General features: G+C 66.5%; 22 protein-coding genes. 17 read left to right on the top strand and 5 right to left on the bottom strand.

Annotated features, from left to right (window positions below; all coding sequences use genetic code 11):
• Positions 1-6 precede the first annotated feature (6 nt).
• Entirely contained in the window at positions 7-849 is an 843-nt protein-coding gene (locus AC1ECW_RS02055; RefSeq protein WP_481201073.1) for a 23S rRNA (adenine(2030)-N(6))-methyltransferase RlmJ, read from the top strand.
• Here the strand turns inward: AC1ECW_RS02055 and tgt are convergent, their stop codons facing one another.
• Together tgt and queA are read right to left on the bottom strand one after the other, a co-directional pair.
• Positions 850-2,001, bottom strand: coding sequence for a tRNA guanosine(34) transglycosylase Tgt (gene tgt, locus AC1ECW_RS02050; RefSeq protein WP_481201072.1), 1,152 nt, complete (start codon positions 1,999-2,001; stop codon positions 850-852).
• A 10-nt stretch (positions 2,002-2,011) separates the two neighbouring features.
• Positions 2,012-3,058, bottom strand: a complete 1,047-nt coding sequence (queA, locus tag AC1ECW_RS02045) for a tRNA preQ1(34) S-adenosylmethionine ribosyltransferase-isomerase QueA (protein WP_481201071.1) — start codon at positions 3,056-3,058, stop codon at positions 2,012-2,014.
• Positions 3,059-3,123: 65 nt separating this feature from the next.
• Between queA and recG the strand changes: the two genes are divergently transcribed.
• The 4 genes from recG (at position 3,124) to ubiA (ending at position 7,638) form a co-directional block, all read left to right on the top strand.
• Positions 3,124-5,175, top strand: coding sequence for an ATP-dependent DNA helicase RecG (gene recG, locus AC1ECW_RS02040; protein ID WP_481201070.1), 2,052 nt, complete (start codon positions 3,124-3,126; stop codon positions 5,173-5,175).
• 87 nt (positions 5,176-5,262) lie between these two features.
• Positions 5,263-6,186 carry a LysR substrate-binding domain-containing protein gene (locus AC1ECW_RS02035; protein WP_409707677.1) on the top strand — a complete coding sequence of 308 codons (924 nt, stop codon included), beginning with the start codon at positions 5,263-5,265 and terminating at the stop codon, positions 6,184-6,186.
• Between the two features lie 35 nt (positions 6,187-6,221).
• A complete protein-coding gene (locus AC1ECW_RS02030; RefSeq protein WP_481201069.1) occupies positions 6,222-6,725 on the top strand; it encodes a Dps family protein in 504 nt (167 codons plus the stop codon).
• A gap of 40 nt (positions 6,726-6,765) precedes the next feature.
• Entirely contained in the window at positions 6,766-7,638 is an 873-nt protein-coding gene (gene ubiA, locus AC1ECW_RS02025; RefSeq protein WP_481201068.1) for a 4-hydroxybenzoate octaprenyltransferase, read from the top strand.
• Here ubiA and AC1ECW_RS02020 read toward each other — a convergent pair whose 3' ends face one another.
• Entirely contained in the window at positions 7,639-8,943 is a 1,305-nt protein-coding gene (locus tag AC1ECW_RS02020; protein WP_481201067.1) for a Glu/Leu/Phe/Val family dehydrogenase, read from the bottom strand.
• A 251-nt stretch (positions 8,944-9,194) separates the two neighbouring features.
• On the opposite strand from AC1ECW_RS02020, the gene AC1ECW_RS02015 reads away from it, so the two are divergent.
• The 7 genes from AC1ECW_RS02015 (at position 9,195) to AC1ECW_RS01985 (ending at position 15,727) form a co-directional block, all read left to right on the top strand.
• Complete coding sequence (locus tag AC1ECW_RS02015; RefSeq protein ID WP_409710006.1) at positions 9,195-9,803, top strand: DUF2889 domain-containing protein; 609 nt, start codon at positions 9,195-9,197, stop codon at positions 9,801-9,803.
• An 11-nt stretch (positions 9,804-9,814) separates the two neighbouring features.
• Complete coding sequence (gene sucC, locus AC1ECW_RS02010; RefSeq protein WP_409710003.1) at positions 9,815-10,978, top strand: ADP-forming succinate--CoA ligase subunit beta; 1,164 nt, start codon at positions 9,815-9,817, stop codon at positions 10,976-10,978.
• A gap of 22 nt (positions 10,979-11,000) precedes the next feature.
• Positions 11,001-11,894 (top strand): succinate--CoA ligase subunit alpha, encoded by an 894-nt coding sequence (gene sucD / locus AC1ECW_RS02005; protein WP_481201066.1) that lies wholly within the window; start codon positions 11,001-11,003, stop codon positions 11,892-11,894.
• 187 nt (positions 11,895-12,081) lie between these two features.
• On the top strand, positions 12,082-12,813 hold the full coding sequence (locus tag AC1ECW_RS02000) for a TerC family protein (RefSeq protein ID WP_409707743.1): 732 nt from the start codon (positions 12,082-12,084) through the stop codon (positions 12,811-12,813).
• 421 nt (positions 12,814-13,234) lie between these two features.
• Positions 13,235-14,020, top strand: coding sequence for a Stp1/IreP family PP2C-type Ser/Thr phosphatase (locus AC1ECW_RS01995; protein ID WP_409707746.1), 786 nt, complete (start codon positions 13,235-13,237; stop codon positions 14,018-14,020).
• Positions 14,021-14,066: 46 nt separating this feature from the next.
• Entirely contained in the window at positions 14,067-14,777 is a 711-nt protein-coding gene (locus tag AC1ECW_RS01990; RefSeq protein WP_481201065.1) for an FHA domain-containing protein, read from the top strand.
• Between the two features lie 173 nt (positions 14,778-14,950).
• Positions 14,951-15,727 (top strand): MBL fold metallo-hydrolase, encoded by a 777-nt coding sequence (locus tag AC1ECW_RS01985; protein ID WP_409707751.1) that lies wholly within the window; start codon positions 14,951-14,953, stop codon positions 15,725-15,727.
• Between the two features lie 22 nt (positions 15,728-15,749).
• On the opposite strand, the gene AC1ECW_RS01980 is transcribed toward AC1ECW_RS01985, so the two are convergent.
• Together AC1ECW_RS01980 and AC1ECW_RS01975 are read right to left on the bottom strand one after the other, a co-directional pair.
• Positions 15,750-16,538 (bottom strand): hypothetical protein, encoded by a 789-nt coding sequence (locus AC1ECW_RS01980; RefSeq protein ID WP_409707754.1) that lies wholly within the window; start codon positions 16,536-16,538, stop codon positions 15,750-15,752.
• Between the two features lie 40 nt (positions 16,539-16,578).
• Positions 16,579-17,568 carry a hypothetical protein gene (locus AC1ECW_RS01975; RefSeq protein ID WP_409707757.1) on the bottom strand — a complete coding sequence of 330 codons (990 nt, stop codon included), beginning with the start codon at positions 17,566-17,568 and terminating at the stop codon, positions 16,579-16,581.
• A 147-nt stretch (positions 17,569-17,715) separates the two neighbouring features.
• Between AC1ECW_RS01975 and AC1ECW_RS01970 the strand changes: the two genes are divergently transcribed.
• The 5 genes from AC1ECW_RS01970 to AC1ECW_RS01950 all read left to right on the top strand — a co-directional run bounded on the left by AC1ECW_RS01970 (position 17,716) and on the right by AC1ECW_RS01950 (position 23,534).
• The gene (locus AC1ECW_RS01970) at positions 17,716-18,825 is read left to right on the top strand and encodes an alkene reductase (protein WP_481201064.1); all 1,110 of its coding nucleotides are present in this window, start codon (positions 17,716-17,718) and stop codon (positions 18,823-18,825) included.
• Positions 18,826-18,991: 166 nt separating this feature from the next.
• Positions 18,992-19,438: a pilin gene (locus tag AC1ECW_RS01965; RefSeq protein WP_481201063.1), complete on the top strand. Its 447-nt coding sequence runs from the start codon at positions 18,992-18,994 to the stop codon at positions 19,436-19,438.
• 111 nt (positions 19,439-19,549) lie between these two features.
• Entirely contained in the window at positions 19,550-19,924 is a 375-nt protein-coding gene (locus AC1ECW_RS01960; RefSeq protein WP_481201062.1) for a GtrA family protein, read from the top strand.
• Positions 19,925-19,939: 15 nt separating this feature from the next.
• Positions 19,940-21,565 carry an NAD(P)/FAD-dependent oxidoreductase gene (locus tag AC1ECW_RS01955; RefSeq protein WP_481201061.1) on the top strand — a complete coding sequence of 542 codons (1,626 nt, stop codon included), beginning with the start codon at positions 19,940-19,942 and terminating at the stop codon, positions 21,563-21,565.
• Between the two features lie 121 nt (positions 21,566-21,686).
• Positions 21,687-23,534 (top strand): hypothetical protein, encoded by a 1,848-nt coding sequence (locus AC1ECW_RS01950; RefSeq protein WP_481201060.1) that lies wholly within the window; start codon positions 21,687-21,689, stop codon positions 23,532-23,534.
• Positions 23,535-23,587 lie beyond the last annotated feature (53 nt).

Genomic DNA, 23,587 nt, shown 5'->3' with positions numbered 1-23,587 from the left:
ACCGCCATGCTCGCTTACCGCCACGCCTTTCACGCGGGCAACCATGCCGATGTCCTCAAGCACCTGGTGCTCACGCAGGTGCTGCGCTACCTTGGTGAAAAGAACAAGCCTTACTGGCTGATCGACACCCACGCGGGGGCCGGCGGCTACGACCTGCACAGCCGCCACGCTCAACAGCATGCCGAATACCTCGAGGGCATTGGCCGCTTGGTCGAGCGCGACGACCTGCCGCCGGCCGTGAACGACTACGTCGAGATCGTGCGGCAGCACAACCCGGGGGGCGTGCTCAGGCACTATCCCGGCTCGCCGGCGTTTGCGCGCGCCCTGATGCGGCCGCAGGACCGGCTGCGCCTGTATGAGCTGCATCCCACCGACCACCGGCTGCTTTCGCGCAGCTTCGGTGGCCAGCCCCACATCGAGGTGCATGCGGCCGATGGCTTTGCGGCGCTGAAAGGCCAGCTTCCGCCCCCCTCGCGCCGCGCCGCGGTGCTGATGGACCCACCCTACGAGCTCAAGGCCGACTACGGCAAGGTGGTCGCGGCTTTGCGCGAGGCTGTACAGCGCTTTGCCGAAGGGGTCTACATGGTCTGGTACCCGCAGTTGCAGCGCCTGGAGTCGCAGCAACTGCCCCAGCGGCTCAAGGGCGTGGCGCCCAAGGGTTGGCTGCATGTGCGCATGACGGTGGCTCGCCCGGTGGAAGCCGGCTACGGCCTGCTGGGCAGCGGGATGTTCGTGATCAACCCGCCGTGGGTGCTGCACGACACCCTGGCCGGGGTGCTGCCCTGGCTCACCGAGGTGCTGGCGCAGTACGACGGCGCCAGCTACCTGCTGGAGCAGCACGCGGTGTGATCACACCCCGCGCTGCCGGTCGGCGCGGAAGCGCTGCCGGAACGCCTCGAACTGGCCGGCGTCCAGCGCTTCGCGCACCTCGCGCATCAGGTTCAGGTAGTAGTGCAGATTGTGGATGCTGGTGAGCATGGGGCCCAGCATCTCGCCGCAGCGGTCCAGATGGTGCAGGTAGGCGCGGCTGAAGTTCGCGCAGGTGTAGCAGCGGCAGGTCTCGTCGATGGGGCGCTCGTCGCTCTTGTAGCGTGCGTTGCGCAGACGCAGGTCGCCGAAGCGGGTGAAGAGATGGCCGTTGCGCGCATTGCGCGTGGGCATCACGCAGTCGAACATGTCGATGCCCCAGGCCACGCCTTCGACCAGGTCCTCGGGCGTGCCCACGCCCATCAGGTAATGCGGCTTGTGGGCCGGCAGGCGCGGGCCGATGTGCGAGAGCACGCGCAACATCTCGTCCTTGGGCTCGCCCACGCTCAGGCCGCCCACGGCGATGCCGGGCAGGTCCAGTGCTTCCAGTGCGGCCAGCGAGGCCTCGCGCAGATGGGTGTACATGCCCCCTTGCACGATGCCGAACAGCGCATTGCGGTTGCCCAGACGCTCGAACTCGTCCCGGCAGCGCTTCGCCCAGCGCAGGCTCAGCTCCATCGAGGCGCGGGCCTCGCGTTCGGTGGTGACGTGGCCCTTGGTTTCGTAGGGCGTGCACTCGTCGAACTGCATCACGATGTCGCTGTTCAAGACGTGCTGCACCTGCATGCTCACCTCGGGCGTGAGGAACAGCTTGTCGCCGTTCACCGGCGAGGCGAAGCGCACGCCTTCTTCGGAGATTTTCCGCATCTCCCCCAGCGACCACACCTGGAAGCCGCCGCTGTCGGTGAGGATGGGTCTTGCCCAGCCCTCGAAGCGGTGCAGGCCGCCAAACTGGCCGATGATGTCCAGCCCCGGGCGCAGCCACAGGTGGAAGGTGTTGCCCAGGATGATCTGGGCGCCCATCTCCTCCAGCGAACGCGGCATCACGCCCTTGACGGTGCCGTAAGTGCCCACGGGCATGAAGATCGGCGTCTCGACCACGCCGTGGTTGAGTGTGAGGCGGCCACGGCGCGCATGGCCTTCGGTCTTCAGAACCTCGAAGTGCAGGCCGCGAGTGAGGGAAGAGGTGGTCATGCCAGGTCTTTCAATCGTGAGCCGGGGTGCGTTCCAGCAGCATCGCATCCCCGTAGCTGAAGAAGCGATAGCGCTGCTCGATCGCATGCCGGTACAAGGCCATGATGTGCTCGTAGCCCGCCAAAGCGCTCACCAGCATCATCAAGGTGCTCTTGGGCAGGTGGAAGTTGGTGAGAAGCACATCGACCACGCGGAAGCGAAATCCCGGGGTGATGAACAGATCGGTGTCACGGCTGCCGGCCACGAGCTGGCCCGAGACGGCCGCCGACTCCAGCGCGCGCAGCGTCGTGGTGCCTACGGCGACGACGCGAGCGCCGGCGGCGCGGGTGCGTTCGATGGCGGCCACCGTGTCGGCGCTCACCTCGAACCATTCGCTGTGCATCCTGTGCTCGGCCAGGTTTTCGGTGCGCACCGGCTGGAAGGTGCCCGCGCCCACATGCAGCGTCACCCGCGCCAGACCCACGCCCCGCTCGTGCAAGGCTGCCAGCACGCCTTCGTCGAAGTGCAAGGCCGCAGTGGGCGCGGCCACGGCGCCGGGCTTGGCGGCGAACACCGTCTGGTAGCGGCGGGCATCGTCCTCGCTGTCGGCATGCGTGATGTAGGGCGGCAACGGCACGTGGCCATGGCGCTCTAGCAGCACCAGCGGATCGTCGGGGAAACGCAGGTGAAACAGACCGTCGTCCGGGCCGCTGCGGCCCAGCACCTCGGCGTCGAAGGCGTCGGCAAAGCGCACGATGCTGCCGGTCTTGGGCGACTTGCTCGCGCGCAGGTGGGCCCAGACCTCATGGCCGGGCAGCACCCTCTCGACCAGAGCCTCGACCGCGCCGCCGGTGGGCTTGGTGCCGAACAGCCGTGCCTTGATCACGCGGGTGTCGTTGAAGACGAGCAGGTCGCCGGGGGTCAACAGCGCCGGCAGCTCGCGGAAGATGCGGTCCACCGGGGGCCAGGCGCGGCCGTCGAGCAAGCGCGAGGCGCTGCGCTCGGGCGCCGGATGCTGGGCGATGAGTTCGGGGGGCAGAGCGAAGTCGAAGTCGCTCAGGGTGTAGCGGTGGCTCATGAGGGTTGAGGGCCAGACCGACCCGTGCCAACGGTGAAGGCGAAATGCAAAGGCAGAATTGTCCCATGTCCGAGGTCCGCGCCGAGTCGAAGCCCGAAAAGTCCGCCCCCCAGAAGGCCCTGGAGAAACTGGGTCTGGTGCGCGACATCGATCTGGCGCTGCATCTGCCGCTGCGCTACGAGGACGAGACCCGGCTCACCCGCCTGGCCGATGCGCGCGACGGTCAGACGGTCCAGGTCGAAGGTCTCGTCACGCGCTGCGAGGTCGTGTTGCGCCCGCGCCGCCAATTGCAGGTGACGCTCGATGACGGCAGCGACACCGTGCTGCTGCGCTTTTTCAGCTTCTACCCCCACCATCAGAAGACCCTGGCCGTGGGCCGGCGCGTGCGCGCCCGCGGCGAGCTGCGCGGCGGCTTCCTCGGCCGCGAGATGGTCCATCCCAGCTTCAAGGCCGTCAGTGAGGACACGCCGCTGGCCACCACGCTCACGCCGGTCTATCCCACCAGCGCCGCGCTGCCCCAGGCCTATCTGCGCAAGGCCGTGGCTTCGGGGCTGGGCCGGGCCGACCTGGACGAGCTCCTGCCGGCCGAGTTCATCCCGCCGGGCCTGCCCCCCTTGCGCGAGGCTTTGCACCTTCTGCACCACCCGCCGCCGCGCACGCCCTTGGCCGCGCTGGAAGACCGCAGCCACCCGGCCTGGCAGCGGCTGAAGTTCGAGGAGCTGCTTGCGCAGCAGCTCTCGCAATTGCAAGCCCAGCGCGAGCGTGCGCGCCTGCGCGCGCCGGCTTTGCCCACGCGCCGCGAGGGCCTGCACGAACGCCTGCTGGCGGCCCTGCCGTTTGCGCTCACGGGGGCCCAGCGGCGTGTGGTGGAGGAGATCGCGCGGGACATCGCCCGCGAGCAGCCCATGCACCGCCTGCTGCAGGGCGACGTCGGTTCGGGCAAGACCGTGGTGGCCGCACTGGCCGCGGCGATCGCCGTCGATGCGGGCTGGCAGTGTGCGCTGATGGCGCCCACCGAGATCCTGGCCGAACAGCATTTCCGCAAGCTCATCGACTGGCTGGAGCCGCTGGGCGTGGGCGTGGCCTGGCTCACCGGCAGCCTCAAGGGCAAGGCCCGGCGCGAGGCGATGGCCCGGGTCGCTTCGGGCGAGGCGCAGCTCGTGGTGGGCACCCATGCGGTGATCCAGGAGCCCGTCGAGTTCGCCAAGCTCGGGCTGGCCCTCATCGACGAGCAGCACCGCTTCGGTGTGGCCCAGCGCCTGGCGCTGCGCCGCAAGCTGCAGGGCCAGGCGCTGGAGCCCCATCTGCTGATGATGAGCGCCACGCCCATCCCGCGCACGCTGGCGATGAGCTACTACGCCGACCTCGACGTGAGCACCATCGACGAGCTGCCGCCCGGGCGCTCGCCGATCGTCACCAAGGTGTTTGCCGACGACAAGCGCGACACCGTGATCGAGAAGATCCGCGCCGAGGTGGCGCAGGGCCGGCAGGTGTACTGGGTGTGCCCGCTGATCGAGGAGAGCGAGGCGCTGGACCTGCGCAACGCCACCGAGACCCACCGGCAGCTCTGCGAGGCCCTGCCGGGCACGCTGGTGGGCCTGCTGCACGGGCGCATGCCGGCGGCCGAGAAGGCGGCGGTGATGTCGCTCTTTGCCGGCGGCGAAATGAAGCTGCTCGTGGCCACCACCGTCATCGAGGTGGGTGTGGACGTGCCCAACGCCAGCCTGATGGTGATCGAGCATGCCGAACGCTTCGGCCTGAGCCAGTTGCACCAGTTGCGCGGGCGCGTGGGCCGCGGCGCGGTGGCCAGCGTGTGCGTGCTCTTGTACTCCCCGCCTTTGTCCGACACGGGCAAAGCCCGTCTGAAGGCCATGGCCGAGACCACCGACGGCTTCGAGATCGCCCGCCGCGACCTCGAGATCCGGGGGCCCGGCGAGTTCATGGGCGCGCGCCAATCCGGCGCGCCCTTGCTGCGTTTTGCCGATCTGAACCAGGATCTGCACTGGCTGCAGGCCGCCCGGCGCATCGCCAGCGTGCTGCTCGATCGCCATCCCGCCGCCGCACGGGCGCACATCGAGCGCTGGCTGGGCACCAAGGCCGACTACCTCAAGGCATAGCCCCAGGCTATCCACGGGCGGCCAACCGGCGCACAATCGTGGCATGGCCCCGATAGCTTTTTCCTTCGACTGCCGGAGGCACCCGCGATGACCCTGACCGAACTGCGCTACATCGTTGCCGTCGCGCGCGAGAAGCATTTCGGCCGCGCGGCCGAGGCCTGCTTCGTCTCCCAGCCCACGCTGAGCGTGGCGATCAAGAAGCTCGAGGACGAGCTCGACGTGAAGATCTTCGAGCGCGGCGCCAGCGAGGTGAGCGTCACGCCGCTGGGCGAGGAGATCGTGCGCCAAGCCCAGGCCGTGCTGGACCAGGCCGCCGCGATCAAGGAGATCGCCAAACGGGGCAAGGATCCGCTCAACGGCCCGCTCAAGCTGGGCGTGATCTACACCATCGGCCCGTATCTGCTGCCCGACTTGGTGCGCAACGCGATCGAGCGCGTGCCGCAGATGCCGCTGATGCTGCATGAGAACTTCACGATCAAGCTGCTGGAGATGCTGCGCACCGGCGAGCTGGACTGCGCCATCCTGGCCGAACCCTTCCCGGAAGCCGGCTTGGCGGTGGCGCCGCTGTACGACGAGCCCTTCGTGGTGGCCGTGCCCCGCACCCACCCGCTGGCCTCGCGCGAGCACATCGCCTCCGAGGAGCTCAAGCGCGAGACCATGCTGCTGCTGGGCACCGGCCATTGCTTCCGCGATCACGTGCTGGAGGTCTGCCCCGAATTCGCGCGCTTTTCCAGCGATGCCGAAGGCATCCGCAAGAGCTTCGAAGGCTCCTCGCTCGAGACCATCAAGCACATGGTGGCCTCCGGCATGGGCCTGACGGTCGTGCCCCAGCTCAGCGTGCCGCGCGAACCGCAGGCCCACGTGGCCTACGTGCCTTTTGCGGCTCCGGTGCCCACGCGGCGCGTGGTGCTGGTGTGGCGGCGCACCTTCACCCGCTACGAGGCCATCGCCGCGCTGCGCAACGCCATCTATGCCTGCGAGCTGGCCGGCGTGCACAAGCTGTCCGAATGATTTTCCATCCCCCACCTCTCAAGGAGCGTCTTTCCATGGCCAAGAGCAAGACCCAGTCCACCCGCCTGCCGGTGAACATCGGCATCCCCGAGAAGGACCGCGCCGCCATCGCCGCCGGTCTGAACAAGCTGCTGGCCGACACCTACACGCTGTACCTCACCACCCACAACTTCCACTGGAACGTCACCGGGCCCATGTTCAACACGCTGCACACCATGTTCATGGAGCAGTACACCGAGCTGTGGAACGCGGTGGACCCGATCGCCGAGCGCATCCGTGCCCTGGGCTTCCCCGCCATGGCCTCGCATGCCCATTTCGCCAAGGTCAGCAGCGTGCCCGACGTGCCGGCCGACCCGCCCAAGGCCGAAGAGATGGTGCGCATCCTGGTCGAGGGGCATGAGGCCGTGGCGCGCACCGCCCGCGGCATCTTTCCGCTGGTGGACAAGGCCGGCGACGAACCCAGCGCCGACCTGCTCACCCAGCGACTGGACATCCACGAAAAGACCGCCTGGATGCTGCGCAGCTTGCTGGAGGTGTGACACACCGTCCGCCGCCGCGGCGGTTGGATAATCACGGGCTGTGAACACCGCGCTCGCCTCCTCCCGCTTCGACCTGTACCTGCAGTTGATCCGCTGGGACAGGCCCGTGGGTTCGCTGCTGCTGCTGTGGCCCACGCTGGCGGCGCTGTGGATCGCCGCCGGAGGCTTCCCAGGCTGGCACCTGTTGCTCGTCTTCACGGCCGGCACCTTCTTGATGCGCTCGGCCGGCTGTGCCGTCAACGACGTGGCCGACCGCGACTTCGACCGGCACGTCAAGCGCACCGCCCAGCGCCCTGTCACCACCGGTGCCGTCTCGCCGCGCGAGGCGCTGGCCGTGGGGGCCGTGCTGGCGCTGGCGGCCTTCGTGCTGGTGCTCACCACCAATGCGGCCACCATCGCCTGGTCGTTCGCCGCGCTGGCCGTGGCCATCGTCTATCCGTTCACCAAGCGTTTCTTCTCGATGCCGCAGGCGGTCCTGGGCGTGGCTTTCAGCTTCGGCATCCCGATGGCCTTTGCGGCGGTCACCGGCGGCGTGCCGCCGCTGGCCTGGGCGTTGCTGGTGGGCAACCTTTTCTGGGTGGTGGCCTACGACACCGAATACGCGATGGTCGACCGCGATGACGACCTGAGAATCGGCATCCGCACCTCGGCCATCACTTTCGGGCGTTTCGATGTGTGCGCCGTGATGGGCTTGTATGGGCTGTACCTGGCCACCTGGGGGGTGCTGTGCTGGCAGCAGGGCTACCGCGGCGGCCTGCTGCTGGGCCTGGCTGCCGCCTTGGCCCAGATCGTCTGGCACTACGGCCTGATCCGCAGCCGCAGCCGCGAGGGCTGCTTCCTCGCCTTCCGCCAGAACCACTGGGTGGGCCTGGCGGTCTTCCTCGGGCTGGTGATCGACCCCTGGCTGCGCTGATCAGGGGTACAAGCCCCGCTCCTGGCGGGCCATCAGGATGCGCTCGCAGGCCACCGCAAAGGTGGCGGTGCGCAGCGAGATCTTCAGGCGGTCGGCTGTCTCCCAAATCTTCTTGAGCGCATCGACCATGATCTTGTCCAGACGCACGTTGATCTCGTCTTCGGTCCAGAAGAAGCTCGAGAAGTCCTGCACCCACTCGAAGTAACTCACCGTCACGCCGCCGGCGTTGCAGATCACGTCGGGCACCACGAGGATGCCGCGGTCGGCCAACACGTCGTCGGCCTCGGGCAGCGTCGGGCCGTTGGCGCCCTCGAGCACCAGCCGGGCCTTGATGCGGTTGGCGCGGGCCGGCGTGATCTGGCCCTCCAGCGCCGCGGGGATCAGGATGTCGCAGTCCACGTCCCAGAAGGCCTCGGGGTCGATGCGTTCGCCGCCGGTGAAGGCCCCCACGCCACCGTCACGGTGCAAGGTGGCCATCAGGTCGTGCATGTCGAAGCCCCGCGGGTTGAAGATCGTGCCGGTGTGGTCCTGCACCGCGACGATTTTGGCGCCGGCACCGGCGAACAGCTCAGCGGCGGCCGAGCCCACGTTGCCGAAGCCCTGCACCGCCACGCGCGCGCCGTCCAGGTTCAGGCCCAGACGGCGGGCGGCCTCGCGACCGGTCACGAACACGCCGCGTCCGGTGGCCTTCACGCGGCCCAGCGAGCCGCCCAGGTGGATGGGCTTGCCCGTGACCACGCCGGTGGCCGTGGCCCCCACGTTCATCGAGTAGGTGTCCATCATCCAGGCCATGATCTGGGCGTTGGTGTTCACGTCCGGGGCCGGGATGTCCTGCTGCGGGCCGATGATGATGCCGATCTCGCTGGTGTAGCGCCGCGTGAGCTTCTCCAGCTCCTTCATCGACAGCAGCTTCGGGTCGACGCGGATGCCGCCTTTGGCCCCGCCGTAGGGCAGATTGACGGCGGCGTTCTTTACCGTCATCCAGGCCGCCAGGGCCATCACCTCCTCCAGCGTCACGGCCGGGTGATAGCGCACCCCCCCCTTGCCGGGGCCGCGCGAGAGGTTGTGCTGCACGCGATAGCCCTCGAAGTGGCGCACCGTGCCATCGTCCATCTCGATGGGGATGTCGACGATCAGCGTGCGCTTGGGGTGCTTGAGCGTCTCGGCCCAGCGCGCCAGCGGGCCCAGGTAGGGGATCACGCGGTCCACCTGCGACAGGTAGGTGCCCCAAGGGCTGGTGGGCGAGGGGTTGACGTACGACAGACCCGAAAACGAGGTGGGCGTGGAAGAGGAGGTGTGGCTCATGCTGTGTTCCTGCAGTGGACCGAAAGAGGGCTGCTGCCCGGGGCTCGTGACCCCTGGCAGGCCGTGCCACGCACTGTAGTGCGCCGCGTCGCCAAAGTGACATCTGCGCCCATGCAAGCTTTGCATGGCCTGGCTGAGGCTGCTTCATGGCGGAGCGGCAAGTGTTCGCCTGTCGCACAACGCCCCTCTTTTGGTGCGGCGCAGCATGCTAAAGTGATGGGCTTGCCGAAACCGCCTGAAACTTCCCGCCCATGGCCTTGCCTCCGGCCCATCCCGAGCGCCAGCTCAAGCACCGCCGCAGCATCGACGTGGCGGTGTATGCCTGTGGCGGCGGGCGGTGGGAGGTCGAGGCCCGGCTGGTCGATGTCAAGGCGCGTGACTACCCGCTGGCCGGCGGCGTGCGCCGCGCCGGCGATCCGGTGCACGACATGACGCTGCGCCTGGTGATCGACGAGCAGATGAACATCCTGGCTGCCGGTGCGCAGACCGACTGGATGCCCTATCCCGGCCACTGCGACGCCTATGGCGATGCCTATGGCCGCCTCGTCGGCCTGAACCTGATGCAGCGCTTCCGCCAAAGCGTCAAGGAGCGGCTGGGTGGCATCCAGGGCTGCACCCACCTCACCGAGATGGCCCAGGTGCTGCCCACCGCGGTGGTGCAGGCCTTTGCCGGCGAGGTGCTCGACACCCAGGAAAGCGGACAGGCCCAGACCGACCGCCAGCCCTTCCAGATCGACCGCTGCCATGCGCTGCGCGCCGACGGCGAGGCGGTACGCACTTATTACCCGCGCTGGTACCGGGCGGATGCGTCCGCCGCCGGCACTCTCACTCCCCCCTCTCCCCCCCAGACCTCCAAGTAGAGAGACACACCATGAAGATCCACGAGTACCAAGGCAAGGAAATCTTGCGCCACTTCGGTGTGCCGGTGCCGCGCGGCATCCCCGCCTTCACCGTGCAGGAAGCCATCGAGGCGGCCCAGAAGCTGGGCGGCCCGGTCTGGGTGGTCAAGGCCCAGATCCACGCCGGCGGGCGTGGCAAGGGCGGGGGCGTGAAGGTGGCCAAGTCGATCGACGAGGTCAAGACCCTGGCCGAGCAGATCCTGGGCATGCAACTCGTGACGCACCAGACCGGCCCCGAAGGCCAGAAGGTGCGCCGCCTCTACATCGAGGAAGGGGCCGACATCCAAAAGGAATACTACGTCTCGCTGGTGACCGACCGCAGCACGCAGAAGGTTGCGCTGATCGCCTCCAGCGAGGGCGGCATGGACATCGAGGAAGTCGCCCACCGCACGCCCGAGAAGATCATCACCGAGTACATCGACCCGCTCGTGGGCCTCACGTCCGACCAGGCCCGCAAGGTGGCCACCGCGATCGGCTGGTCTGGCCCCACCGTCGAGCAAGGCGTCGAGCTCTTCCAGAAGCTCTACACCTGCTACATGGAGACCGACGCCTCGCTGGTCGAGATCAACCCGCTGAACTGCGATTCCAAGGGCCGCCTGATCGCGCTGGACGCCAAGTTCAACTTCGACGCCAATGCGCTGTTCCGCCACCCCGAGATCGTCGCCTACCGTGACCTCGATGAAGAGGACCCGGCCGAAGTCGAGGCCTCCAAGTTCGACCTCGCCTACATCAGCCTGGACGGCAACATCGGCTGCCTGGTCAACGGCGCCGGCCTGGCCATGGCCACGATGGACACCATCAAGCTGTTCGGCGGCGAGCCGGCCAACTTCCTGGACGTGGGCGGCGGTGCCACGGCCGAGAAGGTCACCGAGGCCTTCAAGATCATGCTGAAGAACCCCAACGTGAAGGCCATCCTGGTCAACATCTTCGGCGGCATCATGCGCTGCGACACCATCGCCGAGGGCGTGATCACCGCCTGCAAGGCCGTGAACCTGTCGGTGCCGCTGGTCGTGCGCATGAAGGGCACCAACGAGGACCTGGGCAAGAAGATGCTGGCCGACTCCGGATTGCCCATCATCTCCGCCGACACCATGGCCGAGGCCGCGCAGAAGGTCGTCGCCGCCGTTCAAGCCTGACAGAGCCCTGAAGGAAACGAACATGAGCATCCTGATCAACAAGGACACCAAGGTCATCACCCAGGGCATCACCGGCAAGACCGGCCAGTTCCACACCCTGGGCTGCCAGGCCTACGCCAACGGCAAGAACGCCTTCGTGGCGGGCGTGAACCCGAAGAAAGCCGGCGAGAAGTTCAGCGACATCCCGATCTACGCCACCGTCCAGGAGGCCCGGGCCGCCACCGGCGCGACCGTCTCGGTGATCTACGTGCCGCCGGCGGGCGCCGCTGCCGCGATCTGGGAGGCCGTCGAGGCCGACTTGGACCTCGTGGTGTGCATCACCGAGGGCATCCCTGTGCGCGACATGCTGATGGTGCGCAACAAGATGAAGGCCAAGGAGGCCGCCGGCGGCAAGAAGACCCTGCTGCTGGGCCCCAACTGCCCCGGCCTGATCACGCCGGACGAGATCAAGATCGGCATCATGCCCGGCCACATCCATCGCAAGGGCCGCATCGGCGTGGTCTCGCGCTCGGGCACGCTCACCTACGAGGCCGTGGCACAACTCACCGAGCTGGGCCTGGGCCAGAGCTCGGCCGTGGGCATCGGTGGCGACCCGATCAATGGCCTCAAGCACATCGACGTGATGAAGATGTTCAACGACGACCCCGACACCGACGCCGTGATCATGATCGGCGAGATCGGCGGTCCCGACGAGGCCGAGGCGGCGCGCTGGTGCAAGGCCCACATGAAGAAGCCCGTCGTGGGCTTCATCGCCGGCGTGACCGCGCCGCCCGGCAAGCGCATGGGCCATGCCGGCGCGCTGATCTCGGGGGGCGCCGACACCGCCGATGCCAAGCTCGCCATCATGGAGGAGTGCGGCTTCAAGGTCACCCGCAACCCCTCCGAGATGGGCAAGCTGCTCAAGTCCATCCTCTAAGCCCGGCCTGGGCTTGCCGCGAAGGCCGCCTTGGGCGGCCTTCCGTCGTTTGTCAGAGGTGGCCTCAGGCCGCCGCTACGTAGTTCCGCGCAGCGCCGGCCCCGACGCCACCTCTACACTCCCGCCAACGGCGCCAACACCCCGGTGTCGGCGCCGCAGCCCATCCAAGAACCCAGGACACCACATCATGGATGCCTTTACGACTCCAGAATTCTGGATCGCTGTCGGTCAGATCATCCTGATCGACATCCTGCTCGGCGGCGACAACGCCGTCGTCATCGCCCTGGCCTGCCGCCGGCTGCCCGCCAAGCAGCGCATGGCCGGCATCCTCTGGGGCACGGCCGGGGCCATCGGCCTGCGGGTGATCTTCATTTTCTTTGCGCTCACGCTGCTGCAGATCCCGTTCATCAAGCTCGTGGGGGCGGCCCTGCTGGTGTGGATCGGTGTCAAGCTCCTGGCCCCCGATGACGAGGGCGACCATGCCAACATCGAGAGCAGCGACCGGCTGTGGGGCGCGATCAAGACCATCATCATGGCCGACCTGGTCATGAGCATCGACAACGTCATCGCCATCGCCGGCGCGGCCGAGAGCGCCGGCGGCAACCACACCATGGGCCTGGTGATCTTTGGCCTGCTGGTGTCCATCCCCATCATCGTCTGGGGCAGCCAGCTCGTCATCAAGCTCATGGACCGTTTCCCCGTCATCATCACCCTGGGCGGCATGCTGCTGGGCTGGATCGCCGGCACCATGGCCCTGGGAGACCCGGCCGTGGCCAACCCCGCGGACTGGACCTGGATGCCCAAGCTCCCGCAGGATGCCGTCGTGAAATACGCGATGGGCATCGCCGGTGCGCTGCTGGTGCTGGCCGTGGGCAAGTGGGTGGCGCGCCAGCGCGCTCAGACCGCCTCCGCGGCCTGAGCGCGGGCGCACACGCAACGACCGGCAACATCTGCAAGCAGTGACGGGGGCCCGATGGGCCCCCGCCTTGTTTTGCGGCAGGCGCTCTGCTAACGTGCGTGAGCCCGGTGTCGCAGCGCAGTCCACGGCCGCCACCGGGCCTTGCCCACCACTCAGCGCCGTCCGGCGCCTACTGCATGGTCCACCACAACGACGCGAGCACGCCACGGACGCAGCACTGCGCCTGCATCCGGCGGGCCGCGCGGCCGGACGCCGGCCGGGCCCGGGTCGCCCCCCGGGTCCAGGGGTGGGGGGCTGCGCAGCTTCGTTACAAATCGCGGCACAATCCGGGCCCAGAACCCGGCAGGCGCGGCGTGTCGCTGCCCGTCGGGGCCCTCGGCGATGCTTAGCCCCCCCTTCCGGCACCGTGCAGACGAGCACCATGTCCTTCGAGTTCTTTTGCCTCACCGACCCCGGGCGCGCGCGCGACAACAACGAGGACTCGGTGGCGGTTGACGAGCAGGCGGCCCTGGCCGTGCTGGCCGACGGCATGGGCGGCTACAACGCCGGCGAGATCGCCAGCGGCATGGCCACGGCCTTCATCAAGTCCGAGCTGGGGCGCTGGCTCACCGAGGCCTCGGCCCAGGCCAGCGATGCCGACGTGCGCCGCGCAATGGACATCTGCGTGGAAAACGCCAACCGCGCCATCTACAACGCGGCCAACTCCAACCCGCAGTACGCCGGCATGGGCACCACCCTGGTGGTGTGCGTGCTGCGCGAGGGGCGCTTGCTCGTGGGCCACATCGGCGACTCGCGGGCCTACCGATGGCGCGCCGGCAAACTCGCGCAGATCACCAAGGACCACTCCCTGCTGCAAGAGCAGCTCGATGCCGGCCTGATCACCCCCGAGCAGGCCGCCTATTCGTCCAACAAGAACCTCGTGACCCGGGCCGTGGGCGTGGAAGACAGCGTGCTGCTGGAAACCCACCTGCACGACCTGCAGCCCGGCGACCTCATCCTGCTGTGTTCCGACGGGCTGTCGGACATGATCAGCGACGACGAGATTGCCGCAGTGTTGCAGTCCACCAACGACTTGCCCGAAGCCGGCGCCGCCTTGGTGGCGGCTGCCAATGCCGCAGGTGGAAGGGATAACATAGCCGTCATTCTGGTGCGCGCCGTGGGCGCACCCGCCGCGGCGGGGCGTTCGTGGTGGCCCTTCCGGCGTTGACGTGTGCGGCCAATCCTCAAAGAGACTACCTGACTAGAGGTCAAGCATGGCGAAACTCGTGGTGTCACTCGATGGCGTGGTGATCAAAGAAGTCCAGCTCACCAAGGACAAGACCACCCTCGGGCGCCGGCCCTACAACGACATCGTCATCGACAACCTGGCCGTCAGCGGTGAGCACGCGGTGCTGCAGATGGTGGGGGCCGACGTCTTCATCGAAGACCTCAACAGCACCAACGGCACCTACGTCAACGGCAAGGCCATCAAAAAGCAGCTCCTGTCGAACAACGACACCGTCGAGATCGGCAAGTACAAGATCAAGTACCTCACCGAAGACGCGCCCGACTACGAAAAGACCATGGTCATGAAGCCGGGCGGCTTCTCCGCCGGCGCCTCCCTGGGCGGCACGACCCCCGTCTCGCCGCTGGCCGGCGGCGCGGCCTCGGGCTTCGGCGGGCTGGGGGCCCCCTCGGGCTTCGGCGGCCTGGGCGCCGCCGTCCCCACCGCCACGATCAAGGTGCTCAACGGCGCGGCGGCGGGCCGGGAGGTCAGCCTCACCAAGGTGGTCACCACCGTCGGCAAGCCCGGCGTCCAGGTGGCCTCGATCACCAAGCGACCCGGCGGCTACGTCTTCGCCCATGTCGAAGGCGCGATGAAGCCCACCGTCAATGGCGCAGCCGTCGGCAACGACCCTGTGCACCTGAAGAACGGCGACATCATCGAACTGGCCGGCACCCAGATGCAGTTCGTGCAGAGCTGAGTCTGCGCCGCCGACGAAGCCGGGCGCGGCGTGAACAAGCTCACGCCGGCCGCGCGAAACGCGCAGACCCAACCCCCTTTCGAGGGTGGTTTGTTGGCACACTGCCGAGCCAATCTGCGGCACAGTGAGCCTGTGTGCCGCACGGCCACCGACACCCGCCACGCCCGTCCACCATGAAGATCCGCGTCCTGGGCTGCTCTGGCGCGATCGCCGCCGGTTGCAAGACCACGGCCTTCCTGCTCGATGACGACCTGCTCGTCGATGCGGGCACCGGCGTGGGTGACCTGACCCTGGACGAACTGGCCTGCATCGACCACATCCTGGTCAGCCACTCCCACCTGGACCACATCGTGTCCATCCCGCTCCTGGCCGACAGTGTCATCGGCCGGCGCCACCGGCCCGTCACCGTCCATGCGCTGCCGGCCACGATCGAGGCGATGCGCCGCCACGTGCTCAACGACGTGATCTGGCCCGACTTCAGCCGCCTGCCCTCGGTCGAGGCCCCGGTGCTGCGCTTTGCGCCGCTGGCCGTGGGTCAGCGCCTGAGGCTGGGCGACAAGACGGTCGAGGTGCTGCCGGCCGAGCACACCGTGCCGGCCGTGGGCTATGCCGTGTGCGGCGGCACGCCCACGCCCGACACCCCCTGGTGGGTCTACACCGGCGACACCGGCCCCAACCCTGCGCTGTGGCCCCGGGTGGCCGCTCGCCGCATCGGCATGCTCGTGATCGAGACGGCCTTCAGCGACCATGAGCGCGAGCTGGCCGCGCTGAGCCAGCACCATTGCCCCAGCAGCCTGCGGCGCGAGCTCGACCGCGCGCCGCCAAACCTGCCCGTCTACCTCACCCACGCCAAGCCGGGGGAAATGTCTTGCATTGCCGAGCAGGTGCGCGCCCTGGAGACAGGCCAGCGCATCGCCCATTTGGAGGCGGGGCAGGTGTTCGAGGTGTGAGGAACGCAAACCGCCCAGTGTCTCAGCGGAACCCCAGCACCCCGTTTTCGACGCTGCAAAACGCCACCCCGTCTTCCTCACCGCCCAGCAAACCGTTCGTCGCATCGAGGTACAGCGTCGTTCGGCCGGGAACCACCAGCGGCGCGGACAGCTCCAGGGTCTGATTGGCACTGGGCCCGTTGGGCCGGCTCGTGGCGGCATCGACATCGGTGGCGGCGAAGAAATACACCCGGTCCGTCACCGGCGCGGCCCGCGACCCCCGGGCGCTGATGGGGGCTCCCTCGGGCGTGCGGTAATCCGCATCCGGCGCCCGGTACAAGTCCGTCACCGCGTCGGCGTCGCTGCGACAGGATCCGGGAAACGCCGCGGCGGCCACCGCGTCGGGACGCACGACCAAGCGGTCGTCGGCTTCGAACACGATGCAACGATAACTGCCCGCAGGCGGGTCGCCCGCAAACAGCGTGGGGGAGGCCACGAAATCGAACTCCCGCCCACCCTCGTAGCGTTGCACCAGCGTGTAGGGTCCGGAGCAATCGGCCTGGGGGCTGATCCACAAGGCGTACAGGCGCAGGCGCATCGACAGGGGCGAGCCCGTCGGCGTCGTGGCCTGCGCCACCGCGCCACCCATGGGCAGCCAAGCCCACCAGCGCATCCACCACGCCGGCGAAGCCACCGTGCCGGTGCGCGAGGACGACCCCCGCACCACCAGATCCGGCTCGTCCGAGCCCGACCCCCCGCCACAACCGGCCAGTGACAGGACTGCTGCCGCCGCGCAAACGGTCCATTGGATCCACCCGAGTGCGTCGACCATTGCCGTCTCCTTCAGGATGCCAAGCACCTGTGCGTCGATGCTAGGAGACTTCGTGCCCCAGGCGCAGGCCCCAAAAAGGGTCCCTCTCCTGCAGACACGGCGCCGTCGCAGGCCAAGGCCTCAGCTCCTCGGGATGAATGCGCACATAGTCCAGCAAATGACGACGTTTCTCCAGGCCACGGCACGCCCGCACCGTCGCCCTCGTCGAGGACAGACCCAGCATCGCCCAGGCCCCGGGGTCGTCATCCACCAGCGCGTAGATCGCTCGCCAGCGCTTGTGCACCGTGTGCCGGCTCAGCCCCAAGTGCTGCGCCACCTGAGCATCGTCCAGCCCGGCCAGCGCCAACTCCAACAGGGCTTGTTGCGCAGGCGTGAATCCCCAGCGTCGCGGTTGATAGCGGAACAAGCCGTAAAGCGCGTGATACGGCGCGTCGGCCAGATGATGGTCGGCCAAGTACAACACTTCGGTGGCCGCCGTGCGGGGCAGGGGGGCGCGGCGGCAGCCCATTGCCAGCATCGAGGCGCGGTAGGCCCGCGCCTGCGGGTGGTGGGCCGCCACCTCGCCGATCAAATAGCGCAGGCCATAGCCGGCGTGGGCCTGCACGAAAGCGGCTTGCGCCACGGCATTGACCACATCCATCGCAGCGCCGGCCTCATCGTCCAGGCCAAACCCCAGCACGAACATGCACATCGCGTGCTCGCCCAGGGCCCGTGCTTGCGCGCGGCGATCCAGAGTGAGCCGCAAGGGGTCGTCGAGCAGCGCCTCCACCAGCGGCGACACCGCCCCTGCGCATGCGCGTTGCGCCCAGTCCAGGGGCACCGGCACGCTCAACCCACAGCCGCGCAAGCGACCCACCGGCGCCGTGCCCACGACCTCCTCGAAAACGCGCGCCACCAGCCGCCCGTCCCGCAGCCATTGGCGCAGCAGAGATGCTTGCAGCAAGCCGGGGTGCACGCCGCCTGCGCGCAGCAGCTGCACGCAACGATCCACATCGCGCGGGTGCATGGGGCGGGCGAAAACCAGGCTCATGCAGCGTTGCTCCTGCCATCGAGGCCAGCGCCATTATCGGCGTGCGCCCTCACGGTGAGGACTCCGCGGCGCCTAGCAGAAGTTGCAAAGCCGCGCTGCCCTTGCGTCCACTGCAAAGCGGCGGCGCCGACGCTACCCTTGGCGGCCATGAACACCTTGTACGACCCCCTGAAGGCCGGCGACCTGCTTCTCGCCAATCGCATCGTGATGGCCCCGCTCACGCGCAACCGTGCCCCGCGCGGCGTGCCGCACGAACTGCACGCCACCTACTACACCCAGCGCGCCAGCGCCGGATTGATCGTCTCCGAAGGCACCGCCATCAGCCCCATGGGCCAGGGCTATGCCGACGTGCCCGGCCTGTACACGCCCGAGCAACTCGCCGGCTGGCGGCGCGTGACCGACAGTGTGCATGCCGCCGGCGGGCGCATCGTGGCCCAGATCTGGCACGTGGGCCGCGTCTCGCACACCTCGCTGCTGCCCGGGGGCCAGGCCCCGGTGGCCCCGTCGGCGCTGCCGGCCAAGACCCGCACCTACCTCATCGGCCCCGACGGCCAGGGCGGCTTCGAGCCGGTGTCCGCCCCGCGCGCGCTGGACGCGTCCGAACTGCCCGCCCTCGTGGCCGACTACGCCCGCGCGGCCCGTGCGGCGGTCGAAGAGGCCGGGTTTGACGGGGTGGAGATCCACGCCGCCAACGGCTACCTGCTCGACCAGTTCCTCAAGACCGGCAGCAACCAACGCACCGATGCCTACGGCGGCTCCATCGAGAACCGTGCCCGATTGCTGCTCGAAGTGACGCGCGCCGTGGCCGGCGCCATCGGCGGTGGGCGCACCGGCATCCGCCTGTCGCCCATCACCCCGGCCAACGACATCGTCGATGCCGAGCCCCAGCCGCTGTTCGAACACGTGGTGCGCGAGCTCGCGCCCCTGGGCCTGGCCTTCATCCACGTGATCGAAGGCGCCACCGGCGGCCCCCGAGAACTGCCCGACCGCCCCTTCGATTTCGAGGCCCTGCGCCACGCGTACCGCCACGCCGGCGGCACCGGTGCCTGGATCGTCAACAACGGCTACGACAAAGCCCTGGCCGAAGCCGCCGTGGCCGAAGGCCGGGCCGACGCCGTGGCCTTCGGCCGGCTTTTCATCAGCAACCCCGACCTCGTACGTCGCCTGCGCGAAGGCGCGCCGCTCAACGCCTGGGACGTGAAGACTTTCTATGGGGGCGGGGCGCAGGGCTACATCGACTACCCGGCGCTGGCCTGACCATTTTTGTCAGCATGGTCCCTCCAAGCTGACGCTTCCAGTCCCCCAAAAGAGCACGGCCGGTCTGCAAATGCCGATTCCATCACGATCCGTGCCGGCCCGAACCGCTGGCACGGCCCCTGCATGGAAGTGGGCGCACAACCCCCAACCTCTTTGGAGAGACTGTATGAAGCAACTGCACATGATGAAGCGTTCGGCCCAGAAGGGCTTCACGCTGATCGAACTGATGATCGTCGTGGCGATCATCGGTATCCTGGCGGCGATTGCGCTGCCGGCGTACCAGGATTACACCGTGCGCGCGCGGGTGTCTGAGGCCTTGGCCCAATTGGCTGGCGCCAAAGCCACCGTTGCCGAAAATATCGCGTCCAATGGTGGGACGATCGACAATGCGACGGTTTGCAATGGCTTTACTGCGATTTCGGTGGCAACCCAGAATGTGGCCTCGACGGCTTGTAACAACGGCGTGCTCACTGTGACCACCACGAACCGTGCTGGCAACTTCACTATCACGCTGACGCCGACCGCCAGTGCCACAGCTGCCGCCGTGACCTGGCGGTGCACGGCGCCTGCCACAAATCATCGCTTTGTGCCGCAGGAATGCCGCAACACCTAATGCAAGCCCACGGCTCTGCCTGAGAATCATGGAAACCCCGCCTTGGCGGGGTTTTTTATCACGGTGCCACGTGCCGGTTTTGACACTCTGCCTTTTCGACGTTGTTAGATCATGCAGTTGATCGCTTACACGATGGTCAGCGGCCTTGCCTTTGTGGTCGATGCATTGGTCTTGCTGGTGGCGGCACAGATGTGGAGTGTGCCAGCCGGCGCCAGCGCTGCGGCGGGATTCGTAGCGGGGCTCATCGTGAACTTCGTGCTGTGCCGGCAACTGGTGTTCCCTGACGCCCGCGGAATGGGCCTTTCCACGCAGTTTGGCGGGTTCGTGCTCAGTGGCATGGGTGGTTTGTTGGTGACCGTGATGTTGGTGGAGGCCCTCGCCACCCGTCTGGCTTGGCCGCTGCTCATCGCAAAGTTTTCCGCGGCGGGGGTGGTTGTTGTTCTCAACTTTTACTTTCGCTCGACTTTTGTGTTCAAACGCGTCTGAACCGCGCAGACCTCTATGGCAGCCTCTTCCAAAACAGTAGTGATCATTGGTGCGGGCCCCGCTGGGTTGACGGCTGCCCACGAGCTGGTGACCCGCTCGGATATCAAACCAATCATCTTGGAAGCCGATACCCAAGTGGGAGGCATTTCCAAGACGATCGAATACCGCGGTAATCGCATGGACCTCGGTGGGCACCGTTTTTTTTCCAAGTCCGACTGGGTCATGCGATGGTGGCAGGCCCTGCTGCCTTTGCAAGGGCCGACGGACGGACCGGTCACGGTGCACTACCACGGCAAACAGCAGACGGTGATGCCTTCTGGCTCTGAGGGGGGGCAGGCATGCCTGTTGTTGCGCCCGCGATTGTCAAGAATTTATTTTCTTCGGCGTTTCTTTGATTACCCGCTCAAGCTGAACTGGACCACCATTTCCAATCTGGGGGGGTGGCGTCTGGCTCGAATTCTCTTCAGTTATGCCGCGGCCAAGATACGCCCTCGGGATGAAAAGAGCCTGGAAGATTTCATCATCAATCGCTTTGGCGCAGAGCTTTATCGTACGTTTTTCAAAGACTACACAGAGAAGGTATGGGGTGTGCCCTGTTCGGAGATCAGTGCCGAATGGGGTGCGCAACGCATCAAGAGTTTGTCCATTTCTGAAGCCTTGAAGCACGCCGTGGGCCGCTTCCTGCCCAAGCGCGATGGTAGGGTGAAGCACACCAGTTTGATCGAGCAGTTTCTTTATCCACCGCTGGGGCCCGGGCAGATGTGGGAAGCCGCGGCGGACAAGGTCTGCGCTTTGGGCGGGCGGATTGAGTTTGGCGTCAAAGTGGTTGGAGTGCGTCACGCCGATGGCCGCATCCAAGGCGTGGAGGTGGTCCGCAACGGCGGGTCGAAAGAGTTCATCCCCGCCGATGAGGTGATTTCGACGATGCCGGTGCGCGAACTGGTGCAAGGCATGGTGCCCGCGGCACCGCCAGAGGTGTTAGAGGTTGCCGGGGGTTTGCTGTACCGTGACTTCATCACCGTGGGCTTGTTGGTGCGCAAGCTCAAGCCCAGCCGTTATGCAGCAGCCGGAACCCGCACGCACGTGCTTCCCGACAACTGGATCTACGTGCAGGAAAAAGAAGTCAAGCTGGGTCGCCTGCAAATCTTCAACAACTGGAGCTCGGCTTTGGTTCGAGATCAAGACACAGTGTGGCTTGGCCTCGAGTATTTCTGCAACGAAGGCGATGCGCTGTGGAGCATGCCCAAAGAGGAGTTTGCTCGGTTTGCTATCCAGGAGTTGGCTTCAATTGACCTCATCGATCCGGCCGATGTTCTGGATTGGAACGTGGTCCATGTTGAAAAAGCCTATCCAGCTTACTTTGGCAGCTACGACCGTTTCGGTGTGATCCGCCAATGGGTGGATTCGTTCGGCAACTTGTATCTGGTGGGACGAAATGGGATGCATCGCTATAACAACCAAGATCACTCGATGCTCACCGGCAAACTGGCTGCCGAAGCGATCATGTTTGGACATGTGGATCGCGCTGAAATCTGGGCCGTCAACATCGACGACGAATATCACGAGATGAAAGTGGATCGTGACGCGCAGCCCACAGACGCAGGCGAGGGAGTACCAGCCGTATCGGGCGGACGCGGCTGACCGCCCCATGTCTTTACCGCGAACAGCATCCTCTCGAACTCCTTTTGCGGCCGCCTTGTTGGTGGTCTGGGCTGCGTGGCTGTGGGCCAACCCTTACCAAGGGATATGGCACGACGCGCGCGTGTACCTCGTGATGGCCTACCGTCACGTGGTGCCGGAGGCTTTCGAGCGGGATGTCTGGTTCTTGTTCGGATCGCAAGACCGTTCCAGCCTGTTCGACGAGGTGTATGCGGCACTCTTGCGCTTAGGTCCCGTTGATGCCACGGCTAAGGTGGTAGCACTCGGTGGCGGTGTGACGTGGGCGATTGGCGCGTTCTGGTTTGCGCATACGGTGATCGGTCCGCGCTGGGGGCTGTGGGCGGCCGTCTTGCTATCCGTTTTGGCGCCTCCCTATACCTTTGTTGATTCAAAGATCTTTGTATTAACGGAGTCGTTCGCGACTGCGCGGCCTTATGCCATGGGGCTGACGCTGATGGGGGTGGCGGCGCATCTGACGGGTCGTCATTGGGTAGCGGTCGTTGCATTGTTCACGGGCTTTGTCTTTCACCCACTCATTGCCATATGGGGAATATTGGCGCTCGCGGGTTGCCGAATTGCTGACTCCGTTCTCGCTGTGATTCTGGTGGTGGGGTCGCTTGCGGCGATCTTCGCGGCGGCTGCAGGCTATGAGCGGCTTGAGCCCATGGCAGGTCTTTGGTTCCAGTTGGTGCAAAGCACATCCTCCGTCGTGCTGGCGCCGACCCCAGACGCCGTGGCCTTGGATCAGAATCTTTGGTGGCTGGCCATTCTGCTGCTTGGTGGGCGCTTGGGATCCACGCCTTACCGAAGGCTGTATTTGCTCGTGGCATGGCTCGCAGCCTGGGGCTTTCTGGCGAGCCTGGTGCTGTCCTTCTACTATCCGGCGGTATGGCCGGTCCAGGCTCAACCTTGGCGCGCCCTGTGGTTGGCAGCGGCCGTCGGAATCGTTGCGGGGATCGATGTAGTTAAGCGCATGCAGGAGTCGGCCCATCGCTGGTATTGGCTTGCGGCGCTACTGGCGTCGTACATGTTGGCTGGGCGGGCGTTCGGTGGCACTCTTTTGCTCGTAGCGTGGTGCGTGTACGTGTGCCCATGGCTTCGCCGCGCGTTGACATCTCTTTGGAGTCAGTTGTCGCGATCCTCTCAAAGGTTTATCGAGATGATTGGGGGGCTATGGTTGGTGGGAGTTACTGTCTTTTGCAGTCTCCCATTGACATATGTGCAGCGATCAATTCCTTGGACGGATGTTCATTTTGTCGTCCCGACGATCCTGACTGGACTCGTGGTGCCGTTGTTACTGACATGGATCGTGATCAACGCGAAGGGGGCGGCGAGGATCTTGTGGGCGGTTCCTTTGGCGATACTGTCGTGGACCCTGTGGGACCAGCGTACAGCGGCACAGCGTTTGATTGAGTCGGGATACTCTGTCGGTGGACAAGAGGGTCTGCAAGATACCGTATATCGTCGCGGCGAGGTGGTGTATTGGCCAGATAATGAACTTGGGCCTTGGTTTGAACTGGCCACTGCCGGTTATGCCCAAAATGTCCAGTCGATCGGTATCTTGTTTTCCCAAGATCACGCTTTGCTGATTCATGATCGGCTGCATCGTATCAGGAATCTCCAGCCTTCCCCGCAGTGGGAGGGTCAATTCAACGAACACGATTTGCATGCACCGTTCTACCACCCTATTCGGTGGGACGGGCAAGCGTTGGCTGCTCTGTGCATGGACCGTGAATTGGATCATGTCATCCTGTCCAGCCCAGCACATGAGCTCGATGCGCACGTCACAACTCAGAGGGCATCAAACGGTGCGCGGCTTCATGTCTATCATTGCGCCGTTCTTCGTGGTGGGACTGCACGCCGTAGAGGGCGGCGGCGTGATTCCGGTGACCAAGAGCATCGGCGTGATCGAGATGGCCCCGCTGCGGCCTGTGGGCCAGACGCTGGGTGAGCTCGATGGGCGGCTCTATGCCGCCAAGGCGGCCGGCCGCAATGCCGTGGTCG

This window comes from Caldimonas hydrothermalis (genome assembly GCF_056746695.1).
This window is presented reverse-complemented; position numbering and strand designations above follow the sequence as displayed.